The 527-nt window shown below is 36.1% G+C and carries 1 protein-coding gene; it reads left to right on the top strand.

The genetic code is table 11. From position 1 onward, the window contains the following. On the top strand, positions 1-489 hold a 489-nt coding region (locus ADS77_RS21420), incomplete at its 5' end, for an IS30 family transposase (protein WP_152960673.1). Positions 490-527: the final 38 nt, after the last annotated feature.

The raw sequence follows: 527 nt of genomic DNA on the forward strand, positions 1-527 counted from the left end.
AGTATTAGCGAACGACCAAAAATAGTCGAAGACAGAAGCCGAATAGGTGACTGGGAAGGTGATTTAATTGAAGGCAAAAAGGGCTCTGGTTTTTTTGTAACCCATGTTGACCGTAGCTCTCGATATTTAATCGCGAAAAAAATAGAGACTAAGCAAGCTGAGTCATTCAATACGGCTACAGTAGAGATGTTTAAAGAGATTCCAGAGCATAAACAGTTAACTCTGACCTTGGATAATGGAAAAGAATTTTCGAAATTTAAAGCTTTGGAAGAAGAACTAGATTTTATTATTTATTTTGCTGATCCTTATTGTTCGTGGCAACGAGGAACAAATGAACATACAAACGGTCTGATCAGGCGTTATTTCCCAAAGAAAACTGATTTTTCAACTATAACTAATGAACAACTCCAAGAGGTTGTAATGAAAATTAATACTCGCCCAAGGAAAATACTAAATTATCAGACAGCTGAAGAAGTCTTTATTAATTAGTGATTTAAGGTTTGGTGCACTTGGAACCTGAATTCGGG

It is taken from the genome of Pseudoalteromonas porphyrae (assembly GCF_001298125.1).
Lineage (GTDB): Bacteria > Pseudomonadota > Gammaproteobacteria > Enterobacterales > Alteromonadaceae > Pseudoalteromonas > Pseudoalteromonas neustonica.